Below are 21012 nucleotides of genomic sequence, written 5' to 3'. Positions count from 1 at the left end.
CTCACTCCTGGCGTTCCAGGGTATCCAGGGCCTGTTGAACCGGGTCACCGTGCAGGTGGTTCCAGCCTTCCAGGTTGGGGTCCATGTCCATCGAGGCGACCCAGTCCTCCGGTGGTTCCACGCGCTCCTTGCGGAATTCGGCCCAGGTCTCCAGGTCCAGTTCCTCCACGTCGCCGTCCATGTATTGGATCTCGACGGTTTCGTCTTGTTCGTCCGAGGCGACGACCTCGAAGGTACGGCCCAGGTGGTCCATGTACCAGGCACCGACCTCCGGTGGGTTCTGCCAGGCCATTGCGGTTCTCCCCCGTCGGGTGTGTTGGTGCGCCTGCTCCTATCTATAGGCTTGATAGGGGGGTTGTGCAACTTGGGGCGGTGGGCCGACGGGGCCCCATCCGCCTGGGCTCCGATTGCGCACCCCTTCGGGGTCCCCTGTGCTTCTCGCTTTCAGGGGGAGCGCGCGAACTCGCTTCGCTCGGACAGGCGCGCGCTTTTTTCCCCCTGAAAGCTGCGATGCTCGGTGCGCAAAAGTCGCCCTGGCGGATGGGGCCCCGTCGGCCCACCGCCGGCGTCAGTCTGCATCAAAGGCGGTGGCGCTGGTCGGTGCGGATGAATTCCGGCAGGGGGGCCAGGTCGCGGCCCAGGGGCAGGACCTTGAAGCGCTCGCCCAGTTCGGAGGGCAGGGTGAGGCGGCGGACCTGTTGCGCGATCTGAAGGCGGTGCATGTCGTCGTCGTGCTGCGCCATGGCCTCGTCGGCCAGGTGCGCCAGGCCGGCGGCGAGCAGGTATTGGGCCTGGCTGGTGAAGCCGAGCACGTCCAGGTCGGCGGCCAGTGCCGCCTCGGCCACGGCCGTGAAGTCGACGAAGGCGGTGATGTCCTGCAGCCCGGGCCAGAGGAAAGGGTCCTCGTGGGCGCGGTGGCGGTAGTGGCAGAGCAGGGTGCCCATGTGGCGGTCGGGCAGGTAGTACTCGCGCCGGGGGTAGCCGTAATCGATGTAGAGTACCAGGCCCCGCGCCAGGCAGCGGGTGGTGTCGCGCAGCCAATCGGCCAGTTGCGGCAGGCACTCGCTGCGGTAACCGGGGGGCAGCCGCCGGCCGGTCTCGGCCTCGATGTGGCGGACGTGGCCGGCCAGGGGCTCATCGGCGGGACGGGTGGCCCACTGCGGGTGGTCGTCGTCGTCCAGCGCCACGCCGCGTTCCAGGATGTCGTCGCGCCCGCGCTCGAAGCAGCGAAAGGGCAGGGCGTCGAGGACTTCGTTGGCGAGGAGGGCGCCGGTAATGGGGTGTTCCGGGAGCTGTTCCAGCCACTCCACCCGGTCGAGCAGGTGGGGGGCGTGTTCACCCAGGGTGCGGTGCTGTTCCTGGCGCAGGGCGGCGCTGACCTCGAGGATGAGGTAGCGGGCGGGAAGCTGCCCCAGCCGCTCCAGCTCCAGCAGGATGTCGGCGGCCATCCGTCCGCTGCCGGCGCCCAGTTCCAGCACCTCGCCCTGGCCGGTGGCGAGCTCCAGGGCCTGCAGGGCGCGCTGTACGGTGTGGGCCAGGGTGCGGCTGAAAAGTGGCGAGATGAGCGGTGCGGTGGTGAAGTCGCCACCTTCGCCGAAGCGCGGCGCGCCGGCGCTGTAGTAACCCAGTCCGGGCTCGTACAGGGCCATGCCCATGTAGCGGTCGAACGGCAGCCAGCCGCCGGCGGATCGGATGGCGTCGCGGATCCGCGCCTGCAGGGCCTCGCTGTGGGCGCGGGCGCTGGCATCGGGCTCGGGCAGGTCGAGGGCCGGGTGGCGTTGCCGGGTCATGGGGTCAGCTCCAGGCGGGTCATGCCCTCGTGCTCGCCCTGAAAGTCGGCCCACAGGTCCCGGTAGCTTCGGTGCAGCTCCGGGTGGTGCTCGTCACCGGCGATGTCGGCCAGGGGTTTGAGCACAAAGGCGTAGCGAAGGATTTCATCACGCGGCAGGCGCAGCCCGGGCCGGTCGATCACCGCCTGGTCCCAGGTGAGCAGGTCCAGGTCCAGGGTGCGGGCGGCAAACTTGCCCTCGCCGCGGCGCCGGCCGTACTTGGCCTCCAGCTCGCGGAACCAGTCGGCGAGTGCCTCGGGCTCAAGGTCGGTGTCGAAGCCCACCGCCAGGTTGTAGAAGTCGTTGCCGTCGAAGCCCACCGCCGGGTTGCGGTAGACGGGGGAGACGACCAACTCGCCGAAGCGCTCGCGCAGGGCCCGCACCGCGGCCCGGACGTGGTAGTCGGGCTCGATATTACTGCCGATGCTGACGTAGACGCGGGTCATGGCCGGGTCCCCCGCTCGATGCAGACGCCGACGGTGCGGCACCGGGGCAGGATGCCGGGCTTGCTCAACCGCAGGCGCACCCAGGGCAGGTCGAACCGGGTGCGCAATTCGTCAGCGATATGCTCCGCCAGGGTTTCGAGGAGTTGGCATTCGCCCTCGGCGGCGAGGGTCTGCACGAACTGCGCGACCGCGGCGTAGTCGACGGCGGCTGCCAGGTCGTCACTCTCGGCGGCCGGCCGGATGTCGGTGCCCAGGTCCAGGTCGAGTAATAGGGTCTGGCGCACCTGTCGCTCCCAGGCGGTGACGCCTATGGTGGTCTCCAGGCGAATCTCGCGTAGAAAGACGGTGTCCATGACGGCTCCGGGTGGTGCAAAGCGGGCACTATAGCGAGTTGCGGTTAGTGCGCCAAATCGTGCGGACCACGTTTGCTAGCGTCCCGTTATTGTGCACCCCTTCGGGGTGCCGGCCTGCCGTGCCGGGGCGGGTGGATCGCTGGGGCTCCAAATGCGCACCCCTTCGGGGTGCCCTGCGCTACTCACAAAAAGTCGGCGGCGCGAACTCGCTTCGCTCGGACAGGCGCGCCTTTTTTCCGACTTTTTGCTGCGTTGCTCGGTGCGCATAAGTCGCCCCAGCGATCCACCCGCCCCGGCACGGCAGGCCGGCGGTGCCGTTGCACATTGCCAGCCGGTGCACCCTGCCACTTGACCCGGGGCGCGCGGCGCATTGGAATACAGCGTCATGATCATGACCATACTGCTTATCATCGCCGCCTACCTGTTCGGCTCGATCTCCTCGGCCGTGCTCGTCTGCAAGGCCTTCGGCTTGCCGGATCCGCGCCGGGAGGGGTCCGGGAACCCCGGGGCCACCAACGTGCTGCGCCTGGGCGGTAAGGTGCCGGCCGGGCTCACCCTCGCCTTCGACTGGGTGAAGGGGACACTGCCGGTGCTGGTGGCCCTGTGGTTGCTCGACGGTGACTGGGGGATCGGTTTCGTCGGCGTAGCGGCCTTTCTGGGTCACCTGTTCCCGGTCTTCTTCGGCTTCCACGGTGGCAAGGGGGTGGCCACCGGGCTGGGGGTGCTGTTGGGCTGGTCGCCGGTCTCGCTGCTACTGACCGGCGCCACCTGGCTGCTGGTGGCGGGGGTGTTCCGTTACTCCTCCATGGCCGCCCTGGTCGCCTTTGTGCTGGCGCCGATCTGGCTGGCCCTCGTCACCGGCAGCGTCGCGTTCACCACCTGCATGTTCGTCGTTACCGTCTTCAGTTGGTGGCGCCACCGGGGCAACCTCAAACGGTTGGCCGCCGGCGAGGAGCCGAAGATCGGGCAGCGCAAGGCCTGAACAGCGTAAGGCCTGAGCCCCGGCTCAGACCGGCTGCCCGGGCGGGGTCAGATCGGCCAGCGGCCAGCGGGCGGTGACACTGAAGTCCAGATCGTCGTGCTGGCCCTCGCTCAGGCGGCACCAGCCGGTGTAGGCCACCATGGCGCCGTTGTCGGTACACAGCGCCAACCGCGGGTAATGCAGGCTGGCCCCCGCCTGATCCGCCATGGCGCGCATCTGCTCACGCAACAGACCATTGGCCCCCACACCGCCGGAGATCACCAGCCGCTGGCTGCCGGTCGCCCGCAGCGCCCGCCGGCACTTGATAACCAGGGTATCCACCACCGCCGACTGGAAGGCCGCGGCGATGTCCGCCCGGTCCGCCTCCCGGCTCTGCTGCACGGTCTGCAGCACCCGGGTCTTGAGCCCACTGAAGCTGAAATCCAGCCCGGGGCGGTCGGTCATCGGCCGGGGGAAGCGGTAGCGCCCCGGGTCACCCGACTCCGCGAGTTTCTCCAGCTCCGGACCGCCAGGGTAGGGCAGGCCGAGCAGCTTGGCGGTCTTGTCGAAGGCCTCGCCCGCTGCGTCATCCAGGGTCTCGCCCAGCACGCGGTAGCGGCCCACGCCTGCCACCTGGACCAATAGCGTGTGGCCGCCGGAGACCAGCAGGGCCACGAAGGGGAAGGCCGGCGGGTTTGGCTCCAGCATGGGCGCGAGCAGGTGGGCCTCCATGTGGTGTACGCCCAGGGCTGGGACCCCCAGCCCCCAGGCCAGGCTGCGCGCCATGCCGGCGCCCACCATCAGCGCGCCCACCAGGCCGGGGCCGCGGGTGTAGGCCACCGCATCGATATCCCGCAGCCGGCACCCGGCCTCGGCCAGTACCCGCCGGGTCAGTGGCACCACCCGCCGGACATGATCGCGGGAGGCCAGCTCCGGCACCACGCCGCCGTATTCCGCGTGGGTGGCCACCTGACTGTGCAGGGCGTGCGCCATCAGGCCCTGGGCGCTGTCGTAGATGGCCAGGCCGGTCTCGTCGCAGGAGCTTTCCACACCAAGTACGCGCATGTGCTATCTTCTTCCGCTTAAGGATTTTGCATTCGCTGCAGGGGGCGGATAGAATACCGCGCCTTCACCCCGTGTACAGGGGTAATCCGACAATTCTCAACAGCATTTAAAGGGTGTGATCACGCATGCCGATAGTTAAGGTTCGCGAAAACGAGCCCTTCGAGGTGGCGCTGCGGCGTTTCAAGCGCTCCTGCGAAAAGGCGGGTGTCCTGTCCGAGATCCGTCGCCGGGAGCATTACGAGAAGCCGACCCAGGAGCGCAAGCGCAAGGCGGCTGCCGCGGTCAAGCGTCACATGAAGCGCCTGTCTCGCGAACAGGCCCGTCGGCGGCGTCTCTACTGACCTCGCGGTTGATCGGGTAGCAGCAGATGGCCGCGGCCAGCGAACTGAAAACCCGCCTGCAGCAGGCGGTCAAGGACGCCATGCGAGCCAGGGACAAGACCCGTCTTGGCGTACTCCGCATGGTGACCGCCGCGGTCAAGCAGCGCGAAGTGGACGAGCGCACCGAGCTGGACGATGTCCAGGTGCTCGAGGTGCTGACCCGCATGGTCAAGCAGCGGCGTGAGTCGATTGCGCAGTATCGCGACGCCGGGCGGGATGACCTGGCGGCGGTGGAAGAGGCCGAGCTGGACGTGCTCGCCGGGTTCATGTCCCAGCCCCTGAGCGAGGCCGAGCTGCAGGCGATGGTCGACCAGGTCATTGCCGACACCGGCGCCGGGGGCATGCAGGACATGGGTCGGGTCATGGGGCAGCTCAAGCCCCAGGTCCAGGGCCGGGCCGACATGGGTGCGGTCAGCAAGATGGTGAAGGCCCGACTGGCGAGCTGAGCCCTGTGCCGGTCGGTGTCGCCCGCGCCACACAGCCCGGGGTGATATGTCCGGCAGGATTCCCGACGAGTTTATCGACGAACTGCTCCACCGCACGGATATCACCGAGGTGGTGGGTGCCCGTGTGCGCCTGAAAAAGACCGGCGCCAACCTGCTCGGTCTCTGTCCCTTCCACAGCGAAAAGACCCCTTCCTTCACCGTGGCCCCGGCCAAGCAGTTCTACCACTGTTTCGGCTGTGGCGCGCACGGCACCGCCATCCGCTTTCTGATGGACTACGAGCGGATGGATTTCCGGGAGGCGGTGGAGTACCTGGCCCGCCAGGCAGGGATGGAGCTGCCGGCCGCCGCCGCCGCCGCGCCCGTCCCCGACCGCCACGCCCGGCTCTACCATGTGCTGGCGGAGGCCGCCATCTACTATCAGGAGGCGCTGCGCCGGCACCCGGCCAGCGCGAAGGCGGTGGACTACCTGAAGCGGCGTGGGCTGTCCGGCGATATCGCCGCCCGCTTCGCGCTGGGCTTTGCCCCGCCCGGCTGGGACAACCTGCTCAAGCGCCACCGCGACCGCCAGGCCGACCTGGTGGAGGCGGGGCTGCTCATCGAGCGTGACGGCGGCCGCGTCTATGACCGTTTCCGCGATCGGGTCATGTTCCCGATCCGAAACCGGCGGGGCACGGTGGTGGGTTTTGGTGGCCGGGTGCTGGGCGACGGGGAGCCCAAGTATCTCAACTCGCCGGAGACACCCGTCTTTCACAAGGGCCGCGAGCTCTACGGTTTGTACGAAGCGGTGCAGGCCCAACGCAACCCGCCACTGCTGCTGGTGGTGGAGGGGTACATGGACGTGGTGGCGCTGGCCCAGCACGGGGTCCAGGGGGCGGTAGCCACCCTGGGGACCGCGGTCACCCCCGATCAGGTCAGTCGCTTGTTCCGCGCCACCGATCGGGTGGTGTTCTGTTTCGACGGCGACCGCGCCGGCCGTCAGGCGGCGTGGCGAGCGGTGGAGAACAGCCTGCCGGCCATGCGCGAGGGGCGCTCGGTGGAGATCCTGCTGCTCCCCGAGGGCGAGGACCCGGACAGTCTGGTGCGTGCCGAGGGTGCGGAGGCCTTCCTCCGGCGGCTGGAGCGGGAGACCCGGCCTTTGGCCGAGTACAGCCTGGAGGAGCTGGCCGACGGGTTGCGGCTGGATGCGGTGGACGACCGGGCCCGGCTGGTGCAGAAGGCGGTGCCGTTGGTGCGACGACTGCCGGTCGGAATCTACCGGGACTTTTACGTCGAGAAGCTGGCCGAGCTGGCCCATACCGGCGTCGGGCGGATCGAGCAGGCGGTGGAGCAGGGCGGCGAAGGCGCACGGCCCACGGCGCCGGAGCGCCCGCCCGCCGCCCGCCGTCCGGCGGGCGGCGGGCGGGGTGCGGCGATGGTGCGCCGGACCCCGGTGCGCCAGGCCCTCACCCTGCTGCTGCAACGGCCCGCCCTGGTGGCCCATGCCGGCCCGCTGGACCAATTGCATGGGGACTTGCCGGGCCTGGATCTGTTGCGGCAGATCCTTGAAATCGCCCGGGATCACCCCGATGTAAACACTGCGGGGCTGTTGCAGCGCTTTCAGGGGCATCCGCAGGAGGCCGCCCTCTGGCGGCTGGCCACCTGGGAGCTGCCGGGGGGCGATCTCGAGGGGGAGTTCACCGACTGCCTCGAGCGCATTCGCCAGGCCTGCAGCAGTCGCCAGACCAGCGAACTTCGCGCCGAGCTCGATGAAGAGCGGGATTTTGATGCGGCCAAGGACAAGCTTCGTACGTTGATGCAACGGCGAAGACTGCAATACTTGCGGGAGAAAGCCAGCCGTGGCGCCCTCACTGATCGGGAGAGCGCGGAACTGCGGGCCCTGGACGAGGGTCCATCTCAGTAACGGAGTGGTCTTGCCATTGAGCCACGCCGCAACCTATACTGCCGGGTTCACCGAACGGCCCCCGGCAAGATTATCGTCGCCTCAGGTAACTGTACTCTATGACACAGGATCAGCAGTCTCAGATCAAGCAGCTCATCGCCAAGGGCAAGGAGCAGGGGTTCCTCACCTATGCCGAGGTGAACGACCACCTGCCCGATGACATCGTCGATCCCGAGCAGATCGAAGACATCATTGGCATGATCAACGACATGGGTATCAATGTCCATGAGGTCGCGCCGGATGCCGATGAGTTGCTGCTCAGTGATGCTGCGGTCAGTACCGACGAGGACGAGGCCGAAGAGGCGGCGGCGGCGCTGGCGGCGGTGGACGCCGAGTTTGGCCGCACCACCGACCCGGTGCGCATGTACATGCGCGAGATGGGTACGGTGGAGCTGCTGACCCGTGAGGGCGAGATCGAGCTGGCCAAGCGCATCGAAGAGGGGTTGGACCAGGTGCTGGCCGCGCTCTCCGCCTATCCCGGTGCGGCGGCCAAGCTGCTCGACCTGTACCGCAAGGTGCAGGACGGTGAGATGCGCCTGAACGAACTGATGGGCGGCTTCCGCAACCCCGACGAGGAACTCTCCGCCTACTCCGCCGACGCCGGCAAGGAGGAGGACGAGGACGGCGAGGAGGCCGTGGTCGACAACGGGCCCGACCCGGAGATGGCCGCTGAGCTGTTCCGGCGGCTGGCGGAGGCGGATCAGCGCATGCAGGAGGTCCTGCGGCGACAGGGCTCCGACAGCCCCGAGTGCGCGGAACTGCGTGAGCAGCTGGCGGAGATCTTCCTGACCTTCAAGTTCCCGCCGAAGATCATCGACCAGCTGGTGGATGGGCTGCGCCGGGATGTCAACGTGCTGCGCCGCAACGAGCGCCACATCCTCAAGGCCTGCACCAAGGCGGGCATGCCGCGCAAGACCTTCGTGCGCAGCTTCATCTCCCGCGAGACCGATCCGGGCTGGCTGGACGAGATGCTGGCCAGCAAAGAGCCGTGGGCCCAACGCCTGGCCGAGCACGAGGACGATATCCGCCGTGCCCAGCAGGTGCTGATCGACGCCGAGCGTAAGGTGGGTATGACCATCGGCGAGATCAAGGACATCAACCGGCGCATGTCCATCGGCGAGGCCAAGGCCCGCCGGGCGAAGAAGGAGATGGTGGAGGCCAACCTGCGGCTGGTCATCTCCATCGCTAAGAAGTACACCAACCGCGGCCTGCAGTTCCTGGACCTCATCCAGGAGGGCAACATCGGCCTGATGAAGGCGGTGGACAAGTTCGAATACCGCCGGGGTTACAAGTTCTCCACCTACGCCACCTGGTGGATCCGGCAGGCCATCACCCGCTCCATCGCCGACCAGGCCCGCACCATCCGCATCCCGGTGCACATGATCGAGACCATCAACAAGCTCAACCGGGTCTCTCGGCAGATGCTCCAGGAGATGGGCCGGGAGCCGAGCCCGGACGAGCTGGCTGAGCGCATGGAGATGCCCGAGGACAAGGTGCGCAAGGTGCTCAAGATCGCCAAGGAGCCGATCTCCATGGAGACGCCCATTGGCGACGACGAGGACTCCCACCTGGGGGATTTCATCGAGGACATCAACGCCATGTCCCCGGTGGATTCCGCCACCCGGGAGGGGCTGCGCGAATCGGTCAAGGGCGTGCTCTCCGGCCTGACCCCCCGGGAGGCCAAGGTGCTGCGCATGCGCTTTGGCATCGACATGAACACCGACCACACCCTGGAAGAGGTCGGCAAGCAGTTTGACGTCACCCGCGAGCGCATCCGCCAGATCGAGGCCAAGGCCCTGCGCAAGCTACGCCACCCGACCCGCTCCGAGGGTCTGCGCAGTTTCCTCGACGAGTAAACGCCCGATGAACCGCTGGCCGGGCCGGTGACCCCGGCCCGGTCCTCGGTATATACTGCTTGCCCGTCGGGCCTGTAGCTCAGTTGGTCAGAGCAGGCGACTCATAATCGCTTGGTCGCAGGTTCAAGTCCTGCCGGGCCCACCATATCCCCCTCCCGAACCTCGCCCCGCGGATCGGTGTGCCCGGCTGCGGGCGATTGCCCCGTACCTGCCCGGATCGCTGCGTTCGTTCACGCGCCATGCCACCCTTTGTGGAGCGGCTTGGCGGGCCGATCTGGACGGACGGGATAACGGGTTACGGGAGACGACACCATGCAACTGAAAGGCATTCACCATCTTACCGCCGTCACGGCGGACGCCCCGGGCAACCTGGCCTTCTACACCGGCACCCTGGGCATGCGGCTGGTCAAGAAGACGGTCAACCAGGACCAGACCGAGGCGTATCATCTGTTCTACGCCGACGGCGAGGGCTCGCCGGGTACCGACATCACCTTCTTCGATTTCCCCGCGCCCCCGGAGCGGCGGGGGAGCCAGAGCATCTGCCGCACTGCGCTGCGGGTGGCCGGCGAGGAGGCTCTGGCGTGGTGGCAGGCCCGCCTGGAGGCCGCCGGCGTCCCCTGCGGTGGGATCGCCACCCGCGACGGCCGCCGGGTTATCGACTTCGAGGACTCGGAAGGGCAGCGCCTGAGCCTGGTGGACGACGGTGGTGAGGGCGAGCCCGCCCGGCCCTGGTCCGCCAGCCCGGTACCCCTGGACTACCAGATCCGGGGCCTGGGCCCCATCACCCTCAGCGTCCGCGAGCCCGAGGCGCTGGACGCCCTGCTGACCGGTGCCCTGGGGATGCGGGAGGCGCGCCGCTACCGGGATGACGGGGTGGCGGTGCGGGTGTACGCCATGGGCCCCGGGGGCGCCGGCGCGGAGTTGCATGTCGCCGAGGAACCGGGCCGGGCCCCTGCCGGCCCGGGGGCCGGCGGGGTGCACCACGTGGCCTTCCGGGTGGCGGACGAGGAGTACGAGGCCTGGGCCCGCCACCTGGCCGAGATCCGCCTGCCCAACAGCGGCCCGGTGGACCGCTTCTACTTTCGCAGCCTCTATTTCCGGGAGCCCAACGGGATCCTCATGGAACTGGCCAGCGACGGGCCCGGGTTCGCGACGGATGAACCGCTGGAGCACCTGGGCGAATCCCTGGCGCTGCCGCCCTTCCTGGAGCCCCGGCGGGAGGCCATTGAACGCCGGCTGAAGCCCCTGTAAGCGCCCGGCCCGGTAGGCGGCAAGCCACCGGGCCGGCGTCGGCCTCAGCCGGGCCGGTGCATGCGAAAGCGCTGGGCCAGCCCGTGCCCCTTGCCCGGTTCGTAAAAGTAGTATTGCGTGGTCATGCCGTCATCTTCGCAGGAGCGCCCCGCGGCGCGTCAATAGCGAGCATACACGGCAAGCTGAAAACAACGCACGGCTGGATAGACCGACATGAGTGAACCCTTGCCACCACCCGCCCCGATGCGCCGCTGGCGCCTCCGCCTGTTACCGGCGGCGTGTGCCCTGGTCGCCCTGTTGATGGCAGCCAACGCCAGCGGCGACGTCCAGCCCTGGGTACCGGAGGAGAAGCGCAGCGCCCAGACCGAGGGGGCCATGGCGGTGACCGCCAACCCCCACGCCACCCGGGCGGCCCATGAACTGCTCGCCGCCGGGGGCAGCGCGGTGGATGCCGCCATCGCCGCGCAGTTGGTGCTTACCCTGGTGGAGCCCCAGTCCAGCGGCATCGGTGGCGGCGCCTTCCTGCTCCATCACGACGCCGGGACCGGTGAGACCCTGGCCTACGACGGTCGCGAGACCGCGCCGGCGGCCGCTGACGCCGGGCTCTTCCTGCAGGATGGCGAGCCCATGGACTTCCGGGAGGCGGTCAGCGGCGGCCTCGCCGTGGGTGTCCCCGGCGTGGTGCGGCTGTTCGAGCAGGCCCATGCGCGGCACGGCGCCCGGCCCTGGGCGGAGCTGTTCCAACCGGCCATCGAGCTGGCCCGGGAAGGGTTCGAGGTCAGTCCCCGTCTGAACGACATCCTTCAGCGGGAGTGGGCCATCCTCGACAATGAGGCCGCCCGGGCCTATTTCCACACCGACGAGGGCGAGCCCCTGCCGGTGGGCCAACGCCTGCGCAACCCGGCACTGGCCGACACCCTGAGCCGGATCGCCGAGGCGGGGGCGGAGGCCTTTTACACCGGCCCCATCGCCGAGGCTATCGTCGACGCCGTGCAGGGGGCGGCCCACAACCCGGGCCGGTTGACCCTGGAGGATATGGCCGGCTACCGGGCGGAGGTGCGGGAGCCGGTCTGTGCGCCCTACGCCGGGCACCGGGTCTGCAGCGCCCCACCCCCCGCCGGCGGCTTCGTCGTGCTGCAGATCCTGGGGCTGCTGGAACGGGCCGAGGCCGTCCACCCGCCGGAGGATGAGGCCGATCGGGCGCACCTGCTGGCGGAGGCCTCGCGCCTGGCCTACGCGGACCGGGCCCGTTTCGCCGCCGATCCGGACCACGAGCCGGTGCCGGTGGCCGACCTGCTGGACGCCGACTACCTGGACGAACGGGCTGCCCTGATCGACCCGGTCCGGAGCATGGGCGAGGCGGAGGCCGGGTTAGCCCTGGAGCCGGAGCAGGCCGCCATGCCCCGGAGACCGGCGCGCCCCTCCACCTCCCACCTCTCCATCGTGGATGCCCAAGGCAATGCCGTGTCCATGACCTCGTCGGTGGAGATGCCCTTCGGCTCCGGGCTGTTCGTGCGCGGCTTTATCCTCAACAATCAGTTGACCGACTTCGCCTTCGAACCGGAGGACGGGAATGGCGACCCGGTGGCCAACCGGGTGGCCCCCGGCAAGCGCCCCATGAGCGCCATGTCGCCCACCCTGGCCTTCGAGGACGATGCCCTGCGCCTGGCCGTGGGCTCGCCGGGCGGCCCCTGGATCATCGGCTACACCGCCCGCCACCTGGCGCTGGTGCTGGGGGAGGGGGCGCCCCTGGCCGAGGCGGTGGCGGCACCCAACTGGAACAACCGCAACGGCCCCACCAAGCTGGAGGCGGTGGAGGGCAGCGAGGCGCTGGCCGGGGCTCTGCGCGAGCGCGGCCACGAGGTGTCGGTGCGGGGGATGACCAGCGGGGTGCACGCCATCTTCGTGGACGGTGACGGGGTGCGCCACGGGGCCGCCGACCCGAGGCGGGAGGGCACCGCCCTGGGCGTGGCGCCCTGATCGGAGGCCGTGCGACCCGCCGGGGCCCCGCGCCGTGGCCGTGGTTCAGGCCGTCGGCGCAATCCCGAAGCGGGCCGCCGGTACCTGGCCGCCGGCGCTGATCCGCACCGCGCAGAACTTGAACTCCGGGATCTTGCCCCAGGGGTCCAGGGCCGCGTTGGTGAGCAGGTTGGCGGCGGCCTCCACGTAGGCGAAGGGCAGAAAGACCTCGCCCCGCTGCAGGCCGTCGTCCGCCCGGGCGTAGGCGGTCAACCGCCCGCGCCGGGAGTGCAGGGTCACCGCCTCGCCGGGGCTCGCCCCCAGTGCCGCCAGGTCCTCCGGGTGGAGGCAGACGGTGGGCGCCGGCTCCAGCGCATCCAGTACCCGGGAGCGCCGGGTCATCGCACCGGTGTGCCAGTGTTCGAGCTGGCGGCCGGTGATCAGCACCCAGGGGTAGGCCTGGTCGGGCAGTTCGTCCGCCCTGCTGAAGGGGGCGGGGACGAAGCGGCCCCGGCCACGGGGGAAGCGGTCGCGGAAGAGCACCGGCTGGCCCGGGTCCGCCTCCGTATCACAGGGGTAGGTGACCGAGTCCTCCCGTTGCAGTCGTGTCCAGGTGATGCCGCGGATGGCGGGCATGGCCCGGCGCATCTCCTCGAACACTGCGGCCACGCCGTCGTACTGCCAGTCCAGGCCCATGCGCCGGGCGATGGCCTGGATCAGCCACCAGTCCTGGCGGGCGTCGCCGGGCGGGTCGAGGGCCTGGCGGCCGATCTGCACCCGACGGTCGGTGTTGGTGAAGCTGCCGCTCTTCTCCGGGAAGGCGGAGGCGGGCAGCACCACGTCGGCGAAGGCGGCGGTCTCGGTGAGGAAGATGTCCTGCACCACCAGGTGGTCCAGCCGGGCCAGGGCCTCCCGGGCGTGGTTCAGGTCGGGGTCGGACATGGCCGGGTTCTCGCCCAGGATGTACATGCCGCGAACGCCCCCGGCGTGGATGGCGTCCACCACCTCCACCACGGTGAGCCCGGGCTCCGGGTCGAGGGCCGCCACGCCCCAGAAACGCTCGAACCAGCGCCGGGTGTCGGGGTCGCCCACCGGGGCGTAGTTGGGGTAGAACATGGGGATCAGCCCCGCATCGGAGGCCCCCTGGACGTTGTTCTGACCCCGCAGGGGGTGCAGCCCGGTGCCCTCCCGGCCCAGGTTGCCGGTCATCAGCGCCAGGGCGATCAGGCAGCGGGCGTTGTCGGTGCCGTGCACGTGCTGGGAGACGCCCATGCCCCAGAAGATCATCGAGCGGGAGCGGGCGTACTGGCGGGCCACCTCGCGGATGGTCCTGGCCGGGATGCCGCAGACCGGGGCCATGGCCTCCGGGCTGTAGTCGGCCATCACCCTATCGCGCAGGGCCTCGAAGCCCTCGGTGCGCTCGGCGATGAAGCCCTCGTCGGTGAGCCCCTCCTCGATGATGGTGTGCATCATGGCGTTGAGCAGGGCCACGTCGGTGTCCGGGCGGAACTGCAGGAACCGGTCGGCCTCGCGCGCCAGCTCGGTGCGGCGCGGGTCCATCACCACCAGGTGCTTGCCCGCCCGGGCTGCGTTCTTCATGAAGGTGGCCGCCACCGGATGGTTGACCGTGGGGTTGGCGCCGATGACCAGGATCAGCTCGCAGTGGGCCACGTCGCTCACCGGGTTGGAGACGGCCCCCGAGCCCAACCCCTCCATCAGGGCGGCCACCGAGGAGGCGTGGCAGAGCCGGGTGCAGTGGTCCACGTTGTTGCTGCCGAAACCGGTGCGGACCAGCTTCTGGAAGAGATAGGCCTCCTCGTTGGAGCCCTTGGCCGAGCCGAAACCGGCCAGCGCCCGGGGGCCGTGGCGGTCGCGGATGCGAAGCAGCCCGTCGGCGGCCCGGTCCAGGGCTTCCTCCCAGTCCGCCTCCCGGAAGTAGCGCAGCGGGGCACCGGGGTCGAAATCCACCGGGAGGGTCTTGGGGGCGTCCTTGCGGCGGATCAGCGGTCGGGTCAGGCGGCCCGGGTGGCGGACGTAGTCCTGGCCGAAGCGGCCCTTGACGCAGAGCCGGCCCCGGTTGGCGGGGCCATCCGGTCGGCCCTGCACGCGTAGGATGCGCTCCCCTTTCAATTCGTAGGTGAGCAGGCAGCCGACACCGCACCAGGGGCAGACGGAGTCCACCCGGCGGTCGGGGGCTTCCGGGGGGCGGTCGCCCGCCGGCAGCAGGGCGCCGGTGGGGCAGGCCTGGACGCACTCGCCACAGGCCACGCAGGAGGAGCGCCCCATGGGGTCGGCCAGGTCGAAGACCACGGCGGTGCGGTCCCCGCGATGGGCCATGCCGATGACGTCGTTGGCCTGCTCCTCGCGGCAGGCGCGCAGGCAGCGGGTGCACTGGATGCAGGCGTCCAGGCGCACGCTCATGGCCGGGTGGCTGGCGTCCGGCGCGGGCTGCGATCGCGCCGGGAAACGGGGGGCGTCCACCCCCAGCCGGTCACACCATTGCTGCAGTTCGTTGTCGGGGGTTCGGGCCGCCGCCGGCATGTCCGACTGCAACAGCTCCAGCACCATCCGCCGGGCCCGGGCGGCGCGCCCGCTGGTGCTGTGGACCACCATGCCGGGGCTGGGCTGGCGGACGCAGGCGGGGGCCAGCACCCGTTCCCCCTCGATCTCCACCATGCAGGCGCGGCAGTTGCCCGCCGGGCGGTAACCGGGCTGGTGGCAGAGGGTGGGGAGGGCCTGACCCTGACGCCGGGCCACCTGCAGCAGGGTCTCGCCGGGGCCTGCGGTGACCGTCTCGCCATCCAGGGTGAAGGTGATGGCCCGGGTGGTGTCGGACGCCGGTCGGGTCATCAGCGCACCTCCTCCGGGAAATACTTGAGCACGCAGCGCAGCGGGTTGGGCGCCGCCTGGCCCAAGCCGCAGATGGAGGCGTCGGCCATGCAGTCGGCCAGCTCCTCCAGCAGGGGCGCGTCCCAGACCGGCCGCGCCATTAGGGCGGCGGCCTTGGCGGTGCCCACCCGGCAGGGGGTGCACTGGCCGCAGGACTCGTGCTGGAAGAAGCGCATGGCGTTGAGGGCGGCCTCGCGCACGCTGTCCTGTTGGGAGAGTACGATGACCGCCGCCGAGCCGATGAAGCAGTGCGGGTCGTAGGCCTGCAGGGTGTCGAAGTCCAGCGGGGTGTCAGCAGCGGCCGCCGGCAGGATGCCGCCGGAGGCCCCGCCGGGGAAGAAGGCCTTGAGTTCGTGCCCGGGGGCCATGCCGCCGCAGTACTCGTCGATGAGCTCGCGCAGGGTGATGCCGGCCGGCGCCAGGTGGACCCCGGGGTGGCGCACCCGGCCGCTCACCGAGTAGCTGCGCAGCCCCTGGCGCCCGTGCCGGCCCTGGTCGGCGAACCAGTCCGCGCCGTGCGCCAGGATGTCGCGCACCCAGTGCAGGGTCTCCAGGTTGTGGGCCAGGGTGGGGTGGCCGAAGAGCCCCACCTGGGCCACCAGGGGCGGCCGGAGCCGGGGCAGGCCGCGCTTGCCCTCGATGGACTCGATCAGGGCCGACTCCTCGCCGCAGATGTAGGCCCCGGCCCCGCGCCGCAGGTGCATGGCGGGCAGGGGACCGGGCGGATCGGCCTGCAGCTCGGCCAGACACTGGCGCAGCAGGGCCCTGGCGGCGGCGTATTCGTCCCGCAGGTAGAGCCAGATCGCATCGGCCTCGATGGCCCAGGCGGCGATCAGGGCCCCCTCCAGGAAGCGGTGGGGGTCCGATTCCAGGTAGTGGCGGTCCTTGAAGGTGCCGGGTTCCCCCTCGTCGATGTTCACCACCACGTGGCGGGGGGCGGGCTGGTCGCGTAGGGTGCGCCACTTGCGCCCGGCGGGGAAACCGGCCCCGCCCATGCCCCGGAGGCCGGCCCGCTCCAGGGTGTCGATCACAGACGCGGGCTCACGGCGACCGGACAGGCAATCGGCCAAGACCCGGTAGCCGCCGGCGGCGCGATAGGCGCTGTACCTGACGGTGCCTGCCGGCAGCTCGGGCCGCAGCGCCCGTTGCGCGATCCGGGCCTGAACCGTCGCCAGCGATGCCTGCCCCACCGGGTTGCACCCGACCACCGCCACCGGGGCCTGGTCGCAACGGCCCACGCAGGGCACCCGTTGGACCCGCACCCCGTCCCCGAGTCCGGCCTCCAACGCCTGCACCAGGTCATCGGCGCCGGAGAGCGCGCAGCCGATGGCGTCACAGACGCGGACGGTGATTGGCGGTGGTGGCGCCGCATTGTCGTGGACCACGTCAAAGTGGTGGTAGAAGGTGGCCACCTCATAAACCTCGGCCGGGGCGAGGTTTAGTTCGTGGGCCAATGCCACCAGGTGCTCGGCCTTGAGGTGGCCGTAGTGGTCCTGCAGGCAGTGCAGGTGTTCGATGAGCAGGTCCCGGGTAGGGGGCAGGCCGCCGGATACCGCCCGCACCGCCCGGATGTCCGCGGGGCGGGGGCGGCGGCCCCGCGGCTGTGACCGGCGAGGTGAGGGGGCGGGCGGTGATTGGGGCGGTTGTGGCATGACCGGCGATCCTCCGCTCGCGGGGTGGTGGCGGGCCGCTGGCCGTTACCCCGCTGGATGGCTTGTCTCGCCATGATCATGGCACATCAGGGTGCGTCGCAGGGGGCGGTCACTGCATCACAGCGGCATTCCCCCACCACACCGAACAATCGGAGCCGACATCCGCTACCATAAACACCTTAGGGACACCCATGGTCGAGGTCCGGATATGGAGCAGGGGCTGGATGAGAGCCTGTTGAGGGCGGCGGTGGAGCAGTCCTACAACGCCGTCGTGGTCACCGACCCCGGGCTGGAGGGTGCCGGGCAGCGGATCCGTTATGTCAACGCCGCCTTCGAGCGCATGACCGGCTACACGCGGGAGGAGCTGATCGGACACACGCCCAAGATCCTGCAGGGTGCGGCGACCGATCCGGCGGTGCTCCGGACCCTGCGCCAGCGGCTGGCGGCGGGGCAGGGGTTCGAGGGCAGTGCCATCAATTACCGCAAGGACGGCCGGCCTTACCACGTGGAGTGGTTGATCTCGCCGGTGCGCGACGATAGCGGCCGGATCACCGCCTGGTTGTCGATCCAGCGGGATGTCACCCACGAGCGCGAGTTGGAGCAGGAGGCGCGACTGTTGAGCACCGCGGTGGAGTCCTCCGCTGCCAGCATCCTCATCACCGACACCGAGGGGTGCATCGTCTACGTCAATCGCGGCTTCGAGCAAATCACCGGGTACCGCCGCGATGAGGTGCTCGGCGAGACCCCGGCTGTGCTCAACTCCGGTGAGCAGAGTGCCCGCTTTTACCGGGACCTTTGGACCACCTTGGAGCGCGGCGAGACCTTCCGCGGCACCTTCCTGAACCGCAACCGTTCCGGAGCGCTGTTCTACCTGGAGCAGAGTATCACCCCCGTGCGGGCGGACCAGGGCCAGGTGGTGCGTTACGTGGCCACCGGCAAGGACATCACGGAGCGGGTGCGGATGGAGGAGGAACTGAAGCGTGCCGCCACCACCGACGCCCTCACTGGGCTGGCCAACCGCCTCAGCTTCGAGCAACTCCTGGAGCGGGACTATGAGCGCTGCCGGCGCTATGGTGGTGCGCTGTCCCTGCTGATGTTTGACCTGGACCACTTTAAGGCCGTCAATGACGCGCATGGCCACGAGGCGGGTGATGCCGTGCTCCAGGCTCTGGCCGGGCTGGTGCTGGCCAACGTGCGCACCGCCGACACCGTCGCCCGCTGGGGCGGGGAGGAGTTCATGGTGCTGTTGCCGGAAACGCCGCTGGCGGCGGCCGGTGAGCTGGCGGAGAAGCTGCGCGAGCGGGTGGCCGCCCACCGCTTTCCCCACGGCGCACCGGTGACGGCCAGTTTCGGGGTCTGCGCCCTGCGCGATGACGACACCTGCAGGACCCTCGTGCGGCGGGCCGACGAGGCCCTGTACCGGGCCAAGCACCTGGGACGTGACCGGGTGGAATGCCTGAGCCGCTGAACCCGCCGCCGTTCACCCCGCCGGCGTGGCTGGCCAACCCCCATGCCCAGACCCTGTGGCCGGCGCTGGTCCGCCGGCCGCCCCGGGTCCGGCAGGCGGCGGAGCGTCTGGCCCTGCCGGATGGGGATGTGCTGAACCTCGTCTGGGGGCCTGATCCGGCCGGTGGCCCGCTGGTGCTCATCTTGCACGGCCTGGCCGGCTCCGCCCGCTCCACCTACGTGCTCGCGCTTAAGGCCGCCCTGGCGCAGGCGGGGATGGGGTCGGTGGTGATGGAGGCGCGTGGCGCCGGTGGTCGGCCCAACCGTCTGCCCCGGTTCTTCCATGCCGGTGAGACCGGCGATCTGCAACAGGCCGTGGATTACATCCGCCGTCGCCACCCCGACCGGCCGCTGGCGCTGGTGGGCTTCTCCATGGGGGGGATTGTGGCCTTGAACTGGCTCGGCCGGACGGGGGCAGAGGCCGGGGTGGCGACGGCGGTGGTGGTCTCGGCCCCGCTGAGGCTCGCCGAATGCGCGCGCCGGCTGGATCAGGGGTTCGCCCGCCTCTACCAGTGGGCCATGGTCCGCGACCTCAAGGCCATGCTGCGCCGCAAGCGGGCCGCTGGCTGCGCCCCGCCACAGATCGAGGCGGCGCTGCGGGTCCGCAGCCTGTGGGCCTTCGACGACCGGCTCACCGCCCCGCTCCATGGCTTTGCCGGCGCCGCCGATTACTACCGCCGCTGTGCCCCGGAACAGCGCCTGGATGGCATCCGGGTGCCCACGCTGATGATCAACGCCGCCGACGACCCCTTCTGCCCGGCCGCCACCCTGCCGCCGCCCGGCGCCCTGTCACCCTGGGTGCGATTGGCCCTGAGCCCGGGTGGCGGCCATCTGGGTTTCGTTCACGGCCGGCCCTGGCGGCCCCGCTACTGGCTGGAGCCTACGCTGGTCGAGCGGCTGCGGGCGGGCTTCAGCCGTCCTCGCGCAGGGGCAGGTTGATCAGCAAGTTCTGCGGCTTGAGGCGCAGAAAACCCTGGCGGCTCATCGCCAGCCCCAGGTGCACCGGGTAGCCGACCGCGTCGGGTCGTAGCCGTGCCTGGTCGTCCAACTCCAGGGTGAACAGGGCCAGAATCTGGCGCTGTTCCTCGGGGCGCGGTTCGTGCCCCTGGTAGAGGCGGTTGAGCAGATCGGTACTGGCGGCGTCCAGGCCCACATGCCAGCGCCAGCGATGGTCGTCGATGGCCTTCACCGGTGCCAGCCGGCCTTCCAGCCCGGTGAAGTGGTACAGCCAATCCCGTAGCAGCCCGGCCAGTGCCAGCAGACCGGGGCTGTCGTAGCTGATATCCAAGGCCAGGTCGTGGGCCTCGCTCGCTTCCAGGTAGTGCGCTGCCGTCTCCATGTTCAGCACGTCCAGGGTTGGCCGGCCATCCGCAGCCAGGCCCTGCGCCTCGCGCAGCAGCGACTGGAGGATGTCGGGGCCGCCGGGGGTGCCCCGTTGAGTCTCCAGGTAGGCGTGGTCGGCCAACACCACACCGCCTTCCAGGGCCACCTTCTGCTCGCGGAAGAAGAGCTCGCCGGCGCGGGCGCGGAAGGCATCGGGCTGCGGGCCCAGCAGGTGGCGGACGATGAGTTGGGCCAGCCAGTCCATCAACACCGGGGGCACCGGGCCGTCGGTCTGGCCACGGGCGATGCGCAGGTAGGCCACCTCCAGGGTACCGGCCTCTTCGAGCAGGTCGCGGAACCCGCGGTAGACCTGGTAATTGGCCTCGGCGTCGGGGTCGCCCAGGGTCTGGAGCACCGTTGCGTTGAGCGGCAGCAGGGGGTCATCCAGCAGCCGGCGGTGGAGACGTTGTTCCGCCGCGGCGGCCTCTTCCGGCGGGGCAAGCTCAGGGCGGCGCAGCAGGTGGCGGTAGAGATCGGCCGTGGGGCGCAGGCCGCCGGCGGTGGCCTGCAGGGTCGTATAGCCGCAATGGGGCCAGAGGTCGCGTGGCGCAGTGGTCATGGCAGCCCTTGATCCGTTGCGGGGGCCGGTCAGCCCGCCCCCAGGGAGAAGAACGGTCGGATGGAGAAGTAGAGGATGGTGCCGACGATGCCCAGGTAGAGGATCACCTTGAGCGGGTTGCGCAGGAACAGGCTGGTCACCGTCTCGGCGGTGCCGTCCCGCCTTTGTTGTTCGTAGGCCTCGCGCGCGCGGCGCTGGCGTTCGCGCTGGTAGTCGTCCAGCAGGCGGCGGGCCTCGGTGTATTGGGTCTCGTCGCGCAGCCAGATACCGCCGGCGCTCAGGCCCCAGCGGTTGGGCGGCGTCTCGTAGAAATCGATCCCTTCCCGGGTCAGCAGGTCGCGCACCTCGTCCGCCTCGTCGGTGGGGACGTTGCGAAGGTTCATCAGTCGTTTGGCCATGGGGCCATTCTAAACCAAGTCGTGGTGTTGGCGCGGGCGCCGGGGCGGGGGGTCGTCCCCCGGGGCTCCAAATGCGCACCCCCTTCGGGGGTTCCCTGCGCTACTCGGGAAAAATCGGCGCGCGTGAACTCGCTTCGCTC

General features: G+C 70.0%; 18 protein-coding genes and 1 tRNA gene. 10 read left to right on the top strand and 9 right to left on the bottom strand.

Annotated features, from left to right (window positions below; genetic code table 11):
* Position 1: 1 nt before the first annotated feature.
* The 4 genes from MLG_RS12770 to folB all read right to left on the bottom strand — a co-directional run bounded on the left by MLG_RS12770 (position 2) and on the right by folB (position 2628).
* Positions 2-292, bottom strand: coding sequence for a DUF6763 family protein (locus MLG_RS12770; protein WP_011630258.1), 291 nt, complete (start codon positions 290-292; stop codon positions 2-4).
* 286 nt (positions 293-578) lie between these two features.
* A complete protein-coding gene (locus MLG_RS12765) occupies positions 579-1790 on the bottom strand; it encodes a class I SAM-dependent methyltransferase (protein WP_011630257.1) in 1212 nt (403 codons plus the stop codon).
* Positions 1787-2275: a 2-amino-4-hydroxy-6-hydroxymethyldihydropteridine diphosphokinase gene (gene folK, locus MLG_RS12760; RefSeq protein WP_011630256.1), complete on the bottom strand. Its 489-nt coding sequence runs from the start codon at positions 2273-2275 to the stop codon at positions 1787-1789. The genes MLG_RS12765 and folK overlap by 4 nt, the downstream gene beginning before the upstream one ends.
* Positions 2272-2628: a dihydroneopterin aldolase gene (gene folB, locus MLG_RS12755; RefSeq protein ID WP_011630255.1), complete on the bottom strand. Its 357-nt coding sequence runs from the start codon at positions 2626-2628 to the stop codon at positions 2272-2274. The genes folK and folB overlap by 4 nt, the downstream gene beginning before the upstream one ends.
* A gap of 385 nt (positions 2629-3013) precedes the next feature.
* Between folB and plsY the strand changes: the two genes are divergently transcribed.
* On the top strand, positions 3014-3610 hold the full coding sequence (plsY, locus tag MLG_RS12750; protein WP_041718069.1) for a glycerol-3-phosphate 1-O-acyltransferase PlsY: 597 nt from the start codon (positions 3014-3016) through the stop codon (positions 3608-3610).
* Positions 3611-3634: 24 nt separating this feature from the next.
* Here plsY and tsaD read toward each other — a convergent pair whose 3' ends face one another.
* Positions 3635-4654, bottom strand: coding sequence for a tRNA (adenosine(37)-N6)-threonylcarbamoyltransferase complex transferase subunit TsaD (tsaD, locus tag MLG_RS12745; protein ID WP_011630253.1), 1020 nt, complete (start codon positions 4652-4654; stop codon positions 3635-3637).
* A 125-nt stretch (positions 4655-4779) separates the two neighbouring features.
* Here tsaD and rpsU point away from each other — a divergent pair, with 125 nt between their 5' ends.
* The 7 genes from rpsU to ggt all read left to right on the top strand — a co-directional run bounded on the left by rpsU (position 4780) and on the right by ggt (position 12506).
* Entirely contained in the window at positions 4780-4995 is a 216-nt protein-coding gene (gene rpsU / locus MLG_RS12740) for a 30S ribosomal protein S21 (RefSeq protein ID WP_011630252.1), read from the top strand.
* A 26-nt stretch (positions 4996-5021) separates the two neighbouring features.
* Positions 5022-5480, top strand: coding sequence for a GatB/YqeY domain-containing protein (locus tag MLG_RS12735; protein WP_011630251.1), 459 nt, complete (start codon positions 5022-5024; stop codon positions 5478-5480).
* Positions 5481-5526: 46 nt separating this feature from the next.
* A complete protein-coding gene (dnaG, locus tag MLG_RS12730; RefSeq protein WP_011630250.1) occupies positions 5527-7380 on the top strand; it encodes a DNA primase in 1854 nt (617 codons plus the stop codon).
* Between the two features lie 98 nt (positions 7381-7478).
* Positions 7479-9275: an RNA polymerase sigma factor RpoD gene (rpoD, locus tag MLG_RS12725; protein ID WP_011630249.1), complete on the top strand. Its 1797-nt coding sequence runs from the start codon at positions 7479-7481 to the stop codon at positions 9273-9275.
* Between the two features lie 68 nt (positions 9276-9343).
* Positions 9344-9420, top strand: a tRNA-Ile gene (locus MLG_RS12720).
* 167 nt (positions 9421-9587) lie between these two features.
* Complete coding sequence (locus tag MLG_RS12715) at positions 9588-10526, top strand: ring-cleaving dioxygenase (protein WP_011630248.1); 939 nt, start codon at positions 9588-9590, stop codon at positions 10524-10526.
* 213 nt (positions 10527-10739) lie between these two features.
* Positions 10740-12506: a gamma-glutamyltransferase gene (gene ggt / locus MLG_RS12710; RefSeq protein WP_011630247.1), complete on the top strand. Its 1767-nt coding sequence runs from the start codon at positions 10740-10742 to the stop codon at positions 12504-12506.
* Between the two features lie 45 nt (positions 12507-12551).
* On the opposite strand, the gene fdhF is transcribed toward ggt, so the two are convergent.
* Together fdhF and MLG_RS12700 are read right to left on the bottom strand one after the other, a co-directional pair.
* Complete coding sequence (fdhF, locus tag MLG_RS12705; RefSeq protein ID WP_011630246.1) at positions 12552-15335, bottom strand: formate dehydrogenase subunit alpha; 2784 nt, start codon at positions 15333-15335, stop codon at positions 12552-12554.
* Complete coding sequence (locus MLG_RS12700; protein ID WP_232209258.1) at positions 15335-16936, bottom strand: NAD(P)H-dependent oxidoreductase subunit E; 1602 nt, start codon at positions 16934-16936, stop codon at positions 15335-15337. Before MLG_RS12700 ends, fdhF begins: the two co-directional genes overlap by 1 nt.
* Before the next feature lie 298 nt (positions 16937-17234).
* Here MLG_RS12700 and MLG_RS12695 point away from each other — a divergent pair, with 298 nt between their 5' ends.
* The gene (locus MLG_RS12695; RefSeq protein ID WP_011630244.1) at positions 17235-18494 is read left to right on the top strand and encodes a sensor domain-containing diguanylate cyclase; all 1260 of its coding nucleotides are present in this window, start codon (positions 17235-17237) and stop codon (positions 18492-18494) included.
* The gene (locus MLG_RS12690) at positions 18479-19471 is read left to right on the top strand and encodes a hydrolase (protein ID WP_011630243.1); all 993 of its coding nucleotides are present in this window, start codon (positions 18479-18481) and stop codon (positions 19469-19471) included. Before MLG_RS12695 ends, MLG_RS12690 begins: the two co-directional genes overlap by 16 nt.
* On the opposite strand, the gene MLG_RS12685 is transcribed toward MLG_RS12690, so the two are convergent.
* Both MLG_RS12685 and MLG_RS12680 read right to left on the bottom strand, forming a co-directional pair.
* Entirely contained in the window at positions 19443-20474 is a 1032-nt protein-coding gene (locus MLG_RS12685; protein ID WP_011630242.1) for a DUF6352 family protein, read from the bottom strand. The two genes, MLG_RS12690 and MLG_RS12685, sit on opposite strands and share 29 nt — an antisense overlap.
* Positions 20475-20503: 29 nt before the next feature.
* On the bottom strand, positions 20504-20872 hold the full coding sequence (locus MLG_RS12680) for a DUF6164 family protein (protein ID WP_011630241.1): 369 nt from the start codon (positions 20870-20872) through the stop codon (positions 20504-20506).
* Positions 20873-21012: the final 140 nt, after the last annotated feature.

It is taken from the genome of Alkalilimnicola ehrlichii MLHE-1, from assembly GCF_000014785.1.
Classification (GTDB): domain Bacteria; phylum Pseudomonadota; class Gammaproteobacteria; order Nitrococcales; family Halorhodospiraceae; genus Alkalilimnicola; species Alkalilimnicola ehrlichii.
Note: the sequence above shows the minus strand (reverse complement) of the source record. Positions and strands in the feature narration are given on the sequence as shown.

What these genes read in the sequence shown, in the direction of transcription:
- MLG_RS12690 (WP_011630243.1), top strand. Translation starts at nt 18,479, where the DNA reads ATGCCTGAGCCGCTGAACCCGCCGCCGTTCACCCCGCCGGCGTGGCTG.
- tsaD (WP_011630253.1), bottom strand. Translation starts at nt 4,654, where the DNA reads ATGCGCGTACTTGGTGTGGAAAGCTCCTGCGACGAGACCGGCCTGGCC.
- rpoD (WP_011630249.1), top strand. Translation starts at nt 7,479, where the DNA reads ATGACACAGGATCAGCAGTCTCAGATCAAGCAGCTCATCGCCAAGGGC.
- dnaG (WP_011630250.1), top strand. Translation starts at nt 5,527, where the DNA reads ATGTCCGGCAGGATTCCCGACGAGTTTATCGACGAACTGCTCCACCGC.
- plsY (WP_041718069.1), top strand. Translation starts at nt 3,014, where the DNA reads ATGATCATGACCATACTGCTTATCATCGCCGCCTACCTGTTCGGCTCG.
- ggt (WP_011630247.1), top strand. Translation starts at nt 10,740, where the DNA reads ATGAGTGAACCCTTGCCACCACCCGCCCCGATGCGCCGCTGGCGCCTC.
- folB (WP_011630255.1), bottom strand. Translation starts at nt 2,628, where the DNA reads ATGGACACCGTCTTTCTACGCGAGATTCGCCTGGAGACCACCATAGGC.
- MLG_RS12770 (WP_011630258.1), bottom strand. Translation starts at nt 292, where the DNA reads ATGGCCTGGCAGAACCCACCGGAGGTCGGTGCCTGGTACATGGACCAC.
- MLG_RS12735 (WP_011630251.1), top strand. Translation starts at nt 5,022, where the DNA reads ATGGCCGCGGCCAGCGAACTGAAAACCCGCCTGCAGCAGGCGGTCAAG.
- MLG_RS12765 (WP_011630257.1), bottom strand. Translation starts at nt 1,790, where the DNA reads ATGACCCGGCAACGCCACCCGGCCCTCGACCTGCCCGAGCCCGATGCC.
- MLG_RS12680 (WP_011630241.1), bottom strand. Translation starts at nt 20,872, where the DNA reads ATGGCCAAACGACTGATGAACCTTCGCAACGTCCCCACCGACGAGGCG.
- MLG_RS12685 (WP_011630242.1), bottom strand. Translation starts at nt 20,474, where the DNA reads ATGACCACTGCGCCACGCGACCTCTGGCCCCATTGCGGCTATACGACC.
- folK (WP_011630256.1), bottom strand. Translation starts at nt 2,275, where the DNA reads ATGACCCGCGTCTACGTCAGCATCGGCAGTAATATCGAGCCCGACTAC.
- fdhF (WP_011630246.1), bottom strand. Translation starts at nt 15,335, where the DNA reads ATGACCCGACCGGCGTCCGACACCACCCGGGCCATCACCTTCACCCTG.
- MLG_RS12695 (WP_011630244.1), top strand. Translation starts at nt 17,235, where the DNA reads ATGGAGCAGGGGCTGGATGAGAGCCTGTTGAGGGCGGCGGTGGAGCAG.
- rpsU (WP_011630252.1), top strand. Translation starts at nt 4,780, where the DNA reads ATGCCGATAGTTAAGGTTCGCGAAAACGAGCCCTTCGAGGTGGCGCTG.
- MLG_RS12715 (WP_011630248.1), top strand. Translation starts at nt 9,588, where the DNA reads ATGCAACTGAAAGGCATTCACCATCTTACCGCCGTCACGGCGGACGCC.